We start from the raw sequence: 6,402 nt of genomic DNA on the forward strand, positions 1-6,402 counted from the left end.
GTAGGTGCTCAGCGTGGTTCGGGCGCAGTCGATACCCACCCGGCTGCGGAGTCCTTCGATGTAGCGGTCCAGCAGGCGGAGAAGGGTCATGCGGGTCTCCAGACTGCCCTGATACTGGCTTTTGACCGCCTCGGCATCGAACCCTCCCGGGCGGGTCGAGAGGCTCTTGACAGCCTCATGGATTCCCAGCAGCAGCAGCTTCTCGATCCGTGCATTGGTCTCCACGGCTTCGCGGCTCTTGCCGCTGAGGCGTCGCTCGCGGACATTCCACAGCGCGGGGGTACAGGTGAGCTTGCTGCTGAACTGCACCATCGATCGGCCGACCGTCACGCGGCACATGATCGGGGCCTGACCCGAAGCGGTCTGGGAGCTCCTTTTCAGGTAGAGCAAAACCTTGCAACTGACTTCTTTCATAACGACTGGTTTTTAGGGTTCCCTGCTCGGGGCAAAGATACCGTGACTAAAGGCGTTCATCGTTATGCAAAACCCGGTGATTCAGAGAATAAAACGCCGTGCGGAGGTCTGTCAATCGCTACCGGTTACCTGTGGACGCCGTGGTAACGATACGGGTAACGGTATGGTAACGGTTGTCTCGCTACGATGTGCGGTTGACTGCTTCCCCGAAAATGGAAAATCGCCTCATTCCAAACCGGTTACGTTTTTATTGCCGCTTGTTTCAAAATACCGTCTGGACGAGTTTTTCACACACCGCGCGTCATACGTTCGCAACCCTGACGCTGGCCAGCGGTGCGACGATTGATAACGTCGCCAAGATGCTCGGCCATGCTAACGTCAACATGACACGCCGCTATGCGAAGGTTCTCGACTCGTCGATCATGCGCGACATGGAGGTCGTTGCTGAAAATATGGCTTTGTAGCCGATGTCGGCCATGCAAGGTCTGCAAAGGACACCAGGCACCTTTTCCGGAATTCCGCCCTATTTTGCGGGCGGGTTCCGGGAATCGGAGTCCCTGCAAACTAAAAAAAAGTGTACCATGGAATGCAAACTGATTGAGGCGGCCGCCTTCGAGGAGCTGAAGGCGATCGTCAACCGGATTCAAATCCGAACAACCCACCTGGCCACGAAGACCATGCCCCGCAAACCCGGAGGCTGGCTGACCCAGGAGGAGGTATGCGGCATGCTGCGCGTCTCGAAACGGGTGCTGCAATATTACCGGCGGCAGCGGAAGATCCCCTACTCGATGATCGGCAACAAGGTTTATTTCCGCGAAAGCGATATCCAGCGTATCCTCAATGCCAATCTGGTCAAATCCCGGGCATGATGGAAGAGTGGATTACGCGGAGATCTCCGGAGTACAGGGAGCTTCAGGAGAAGGCACTGGCGGCGCTCGACCGGATCGAGGCGATGATCGAGACCCTGCCCTCACATCTTAATGCGGAGAGCTACCTCACCAGCGAGGAGGTGCGGAACCTCTTCGGGCTGAGTCAACGGTCGCTGCAGACCTACCGCGATGAGCGGATTATCCCCTACACGACCCTCGGCGGGAAGTTTCTCTACCCGATGTCCGAGATTGCGAAGATTCTCGAAAAGAATCTCGTCAAACCGATTCTGCGATAAGACAAGGAGCAACGGGCAACCCGTTGCTCCTGTTTTTCAGCCCAACGCCTCCAGCTGTCGGATCTCGTCCTCAGAGATCAGTTGATCGAAAGCTCTGTCAGCCAAGAACCCGCGACAGAAATCGCGGAAGTCGGTCGTGAGGCCGTTGCGGGGGGGGGTATCCGGTGCAGTGAGCCGAATTCGGCATGCCTCCGACAGCCCGGTTGAGGGCCTCGCAACGGTAGCCCGACAAAATACGGAGGGCCGTATCGGAGTGCGTACACTCCTTCCATGTAAAGTATTTCATAACAGATCAAATCAATGAACATTTGGACTTCGGCTGCCGGAAAGCATCAAACCGCAGTTGCCCCGTATGACTCTTCCAAAAGCGCTCCCATTGGGACTTTGCCTTCTCTCTACTCAAGAACGGCTCCAAGAGCGAAGCATAATGAGAAATATCAAAACCCAAGCGGAGCTCCTCAACGGAAAGCACCTCCACGCGTTGGAAGGAATTATCAAGCGGCCGGACGCAGAGCGACACAAACTGCCCAGTAGTGGTGATGATTCCCCAGAGTTTGGGAATAGAGAGATACGCCTGCACAGCGTTTTGGGAACTCATGCAAGGGTTGCACTGCGAACATGCCTCGGCGAGGAGTGCAACATTCGGACGAAACATGCCGTATGCCGTTATCCGGGACCATACACGTTGCACAAAGTTAATCCATTCGAGTGTACAATCCCACGCACCCCCCATATGAATGTGAGCCGAGAACCACGTGCCGTCAAGACAGAAAAGAGCCATGACGCATCCCGAAAAGTCGAAACTGATCACATCGGAACACGACGGCAGACTATAAATGCTGATACAACCTTCGCGCCATATGACGGCATTCAGGCTGCAATCGTTGATTTTAACCGGCCCACCACCTTCACACAGACAAGATCTACCCGTCTGTGAATCGACGGTTTTGATTTTGAAACGAGACGACAGTTGCGTGTCGTACATCGGCAGCAGAACATCTCCGGGGCCTCGACGGCAGAACGGTCGGCTCAACACCAAACAGTTATGCTGACGAACAAGGGTTTCGACAATATCCATAACATCATATGGCAATACCAGAACGCAAAATTCCGACCGTAGTCGGAACTACTCTCCGGCAGTTCCCTCAAGCTTGACCGGCTCGACACACGAGGCCATGATATCCATCAGCTTGCTCAACCCTTCGGTCGGAGCCTGCTGGCGTGCCGAGACATGCACCTGATACTTCGCCGTCTGGTTTGTCGAACGGGTGTTCTCCCGCGAGGAGGAGACCTTGCCGTTGACACTCACCGACCCCTTGGCGAAACAGCCGAACTTGAAACTCGAATTGACGTTGGTCGTAACCTCGCTGCTGGAGGTATCCTTTGAGGTTTCGGTTGTCGTCACTTCCATCTGGAAGTCCACCTGCACGTCGTCGATCAGCAGCGCCGGCAGCGGCACCAGACCCAGAAACGGAGCATTGACCTGCACGGTCTGCGTGTCGGTTGCCCCCTCGACGGGCCGTTCGAGCTGGAAGCTCAACAGACGCGGCGTCTGCTTCTCCACGTCGCTGTAACCGATCTCGGTCATGAATTCGAAGGCCGACTGCGCCAGTCTTTTCTGCGAGTCGCACGCCGCCGTAAGCGGTGCGGCAATGAGTTCCGCAATGGGAAGTCCCGAGAACTTGCCCGAGACATCGTTTTCGTTTGCCATAATCGTAAAAATTAAAACGGGTTATTGTTCTTGTTGCCGGGTGAAGGGCATGATCGTTTTGTCGTACTCGTCGATCACGCGCGACAGCCCTTCGGGGATGGGCTTTGCCTCGAACTTGATGTGCACCTGCATCCGCGAAAGGTCCTTCTGTCCGTCGAAGCTGATTTCAAGGCTCGTGCGTTTCAGCCGGTTGTTGAACTCGGTGTGTTCCTCTCCGGCCTGAAACCCCTTCTGCGGTTGTTTGCAGCGCAGGTCCGAGGCGTTGATCTGCACCGAAAAGTCCATCTCGACCTCCTTGATATTGATGGTCGAAGGGTTGACGATCGAGATCAGCGGCACGTCGACGGCCGTCTGCCCGTCGACGTTGAGCCGCTTGGTCAGCGGGTCGCCCTCAGGAGAGAAGTAACGTCCGAGCAATTCGACGTTACGTGTTTCGACCATCTCCATGGCCGCATTGACCGAGTGTTGCAGCCCGCGAATCAGATCCGACAGAGTCTGCGTGCTGCTCTTTTCTCTACTCCAGAATCCTCCCATGACAAATAGATAGTTTGTTTACAGTCGCGAATAATGGATCAAATCCGGCTCGTTGCAGAGCAGGTCCCGGAAACATCGCCCGATATAATCGGTGCGGGCATCTGCCGCGGTCACAACACGGGCCGACATATAATCATAGACCAACGTATAACATGCATTATCTTCGGCAATCAGCCCAGCCAACGTTACAGGACGTCCATTCCCATGCAGGTCGATAGATTTATCGAATAGATCACGAAGCGTTGTCGGCTGGAACATGACAATGGCCGAAATATGGCTTTTGTATTGTGAAAGGAAGCTCTTCCATTGCGATTTGCAGTCGTACTGCGGTGTTTTGCTGGTCGATATGTGAAGTACATACCATACTCCCCTGAAGCAGATCTTGGCCATCCAACAGCCCGAAAATTCGAAACTGATGACCGGATACGGCCCATAAGGCAGTGGTACATAGGTGATCCTCCCCGGTCTGTACAGCACGGCGGAAAGATACCAGTCGTAATGGATTCCGTACGGCATGAAGTATGGCGACAGTGCGGAATCGGTAACCTCAAGATCACCTTTCAGCCGACCGGGGTTGATATAGGGCCAGCGATCCTGCTCCCGTATCGACGAATACTGCTGTACGCGAGCAATGTATTGACCGTATTTCTGGTAAAAGGTATTTGCGTTCATCGTCATCCGACAATAAAGGTTCGTTTATTTTCCCATTCGGCCCAAATGAATTTTTTTTGGCGTTTTTTCTTGGAAAACTGCCCGGAAAGCCCTATTTTTACAAATGGATTTTCAAATCCTTCTACAAGCCATTAAACGAACGTTTTTCCTCCTGAACGAGCTTTCGAGCCCGTTTTTTGTTTTCCTTCGCGGCATAATTCCAACTAAAATCCCGATTATGACCGTAGCCTATTTACGCATCAGCACCGAGAAACAACATCTGAGAAATCAACAGGAGGAGATTCTGCGCTTTGCCGCCCGGCACAACCTGACCGTCGACCGTTGGCTGACGGAGGTCGTGAGCGGTCGCAAGAGCGGACGGAAACGCAAACTCGGCGCCCTGCTTCGCCGCATGAAACGGGGTGACACATTGATTGTTACCGAACTGTCGCGCCTGAGCCGCACGCTCACCGAGATCATGTCGATCATGGGCCATTGCCTCGAGCGGGGCATCCAGCTCTACAGCACAAAGGACGGCTATGCCTTCGACAACTCGATCAACAGCAAGGTGCTGTGTTTTGCCTTCGGGCTTGTGGCAGAGATCGAGCGCAACCTCATCTCGATGCGCACGCGCGAAGCGTTGGCCGTACGCCGGGCCGACGGTGTGGTGCTCGGACGCCGCAAGGGATCGTGCGTCAAGCAGAAGATGCTGCTGGAGCGGCGTGACGAGGTGGTGGAGATGCTGCGCGAAGGTTGCACGCTGACAAGCGTGTGTCGACGATTTGGCATTTCATCCAAGACTTTCCACCGCGTCCGGCAAGTGGACGAAGAGATCAACGCTCTTTATCAATGCCGAACCTGAACAAACGAGCCTTATTTCTTGTTGCTTATTCACTTCTTCTTTCTCTGTTTACGCAAGAAGGCTGCGATTGAGTTCGCAGCCTTTGTTTATTCCAGGGGTTCCCACTCCGGGAGTTGGATGGTATCCCGGATTTCGGGACATCGGATCACCTCGATTGTCGTATCCTCGTAGACGTTGCAGGCCGTGAAGAGCGAGACGAAGATCGCGCCCCAGGCTGCGGCCAGAAGAACGTAGGTCAGAATCGTTATTATGCGTTTGCGTTTCATGTGTTTAGTCCTTTAACAGTTCCGAAATTTCGGGGTCCAGATTCCCCCGGTACTCCATGCGTTCATCCCGGCGGCAGGCTTCGAGGAAGTGTTCACGTCCCTCGGCCTTGCGCCCCAGCCGCGAGCAGGCTATGGCCCGCAGGTACTCCGTCACGGCATCCGTCGGCATCGTCGAGAGCAACTCCAGCGCCCGCTCGTTGTGGTCCATCGAGAGGCGCGCCACCACCGTATTGCGGTCGTTGTAGTCGTTGAGAATATAGAGGGCCCGGGCGTACTGACGCCTCTGCAGCAGCTCCACACTCCGGGCATAGGTCGTGTCGAGCTCCGTGGTGTGGATCGTATCCTTAACCATCCCCTTGCGGCGGAGGTTGTAGCGGAAATCCACGGAGCGGAGCTGCGGGTAGATCACCTCCTTCAGGTAGGCGTACTCCCGGGGTAAGCGCTCGCGCAGCAGCCGCTCGCGCCGGTCCGGATCCCGTTCCTCGGAAAGGAGCTCCAGCATCGCCTCGCGGTTCGTCAGCGCAGGATCCGTGCGGATGCGGTTCATCAGCTCGGGCCACGCCTCGGCAACCCACCGCACCGTCAGCAGCGTGTCGATACCCCGGCCGTAGTGACGCACCAGGTAGCGCTTCAGCGCCTCGGCTCGCCCTCGCGAAAGATGCTCGTTGAAGGCGTAACGGCCCTCCGGAGAGGAGGAGGCCGTGAGGGTGATCGTATCGACGTAGAACTCCTCCTGCTCGATGATCCGGCGCATCAGGCCAGAGATCTTCTCCAGCTCGCGGCCGTTGTCGCCCAGCGT

At 55.6% G+C, this 6,402-nt stretch carries 11 protein-coding genes and 1 pseudogene; 4 read left to right on the forward strand and 8 right to left on the reverse strand.

Features of this window, described 5'->3' with window-relative positions:
- The coding region (locus B5E60_RS13350) for an Arm DNA-binding domain-containing protein (protein ID WP_239403360.1) at positions 1-414 on the reverse strand (414 nt) is incomplete at its 3' end.
- A 212-nt stretch (positions 415-626) separates the two neighbouring features.
- Between B5E60_RS13350 and B5E60_RS13355 the strand changes: the two genes are divergently transcribed.
- The 3 genes from B5E60_RS13355 (at position 627) to B5E60_RS13365 (ending at position 1,579) form a co-directional block, all read left to right on the forward strand.
- Complete coding sequence (locus tag B5E60_RS13355) at positions 627-878, forward strand: tyrosine-type recombinase/integrase (RefSeq protein WP_087312423.1); 252 nt, start codon at positions 627-629, stop codon at positions 876-878.
- Between the two features lie 117 nt (positions 879-995).
- The gene (locus B5E60_RS13360; protein ID WP_162611654.1) at positions 996-1,283 is read left to right on the forward strand and encodes a helix-turn-helix domain-containing protein; all 288 of its coding nucleotides are present in this window, start codon (positions 996-998) and stop codon (positions 1,281-1,283) included.
- Positions 1,283-1,579, forward strand: a complete 297-nt coding sequence (locus tag B5E60_RS13365) for a helix-turn-helix domain-containing protein (RefSeq protein WP_239403361.1) — start codon at positions 1,283-1,285, stop codon at positions 1,577-1,579. Before B5E60_RS13360 ends, B5E60_RS13365 begins: the two co-directional genes overlap by 1 nt.
- 97 nt (positions 1,580-1,676) lie before the next feature.
- On the opposite strand, the gene B5E60_RS14400 is transcribed toward B5E60_RS13365, so the two are convergent.
- Genes B5E60_RS14400 through B5E60_RS13390 form a run of 5 tightly spaced genes read right to left on the reverse strand, consistent with a single transcriptional unit; the run spans position 1,677 to position 4,502 of the window.
- Entirely contained in the window at positions 1,677-1,865 is a 189-nt protein-coding gene (locus B5E60_RS14400; protein ID WP_087312429.1) for a D-Ala-D-Ala carboxypeptidase family metallohydrolase, read from the reverse strand.
- A 6-nt stretch (positions 1,866-1,871) separates the two neighbouring features.
- Positions 1,872-2,657: a hypothetical protein gene (locus B5E60_RS13885; protein WP_143260782.1), complete on the reverse strand. Its 786-nt coding sequence runs from the start codon at positions 2,655-2,657 to the stop codon at positions 1,872-1,874.
- Between the two features lie 48 nt (positions 2,658-2,705).
- Positions 2,706-3,290: a DUF2589 domain-containing protein gene (locus B5E60_RS13380; protein ID WP_087312433.1), complete on the reverse strand. Its 585-nt coding sequence runs from the start codon at positions 3,288-3,290 to the stop codon at positions 2,706-2,708.
- A 21-nt stretch (positions 3,291-3,311) separates the two neighbouring features.
- Positions 3,312-3,824, reverse strand: coding sequence for a DUF2589 domain-containing protein (locus B5E60_RS13385; protein WP_087312435.1), 513 nt, complete (start codon positions 3,822-3,824; stop codon positions 3,312-3,314).
- Between the two features lie 18 nt (positions 3,825-3,842).
- Positions 3,843-4,502 (reverse strand): hypothetical protein, encoded by a 660-nt coding sequence (locus B5E60_RS13390; protein WP_087312437.1) that lies wholly within the window; start codon positions 4,500-4,502, stop codon positions 3,843-3,845.
- 211 nt (positions 4,503-4,713) lie between these two features.
- On the opposite strand from B5E60_RS13390, the gene B5E60_RS13395 reads away from it, so the two are divergent.
- Positions 4,714-5,337: a recombinase family protein gene (locus B5E60_RS13395; protein ID WP_087312439.1), complete on the forward strand. Its 624-nt coding sequence runs from the start codon at positions 4,714-4,716 to the stop codon at positions 5,335-5,337.
- An 86-nt stretch (positions 5,338-5,423) separates the two neighbouring features.
- On the opposite strand, the gene B5E60_RS13400 is transcribed toward B5E60_RS13395, so the two are convergent.
- Positions 5,424-5,603, reverse strand: coding sequence for a hypothetical protein (locus B5E60_RS13400; protein WP_087311358.1), 180 nt, complete (start codon positions 5,601-5,603; stop codon positions 5,424-5,426).
- Between the two features lie 4 nt (positions 5,604-5,607).
- Positions 5,608-6,402, reverse strand: a pseudogene (locus B5E60_RS13405) (hypothetical protein); the annotation flags it as partial.

Source organism: Alistipes sp. An116 (genome assembly GCF_002161005.1).
Lineage (GTDB): Bacteria > Bacteroidota > Bacteroidia > Bacteroidales > Rikenellaceae > Alistipes > Alistipes megaguti.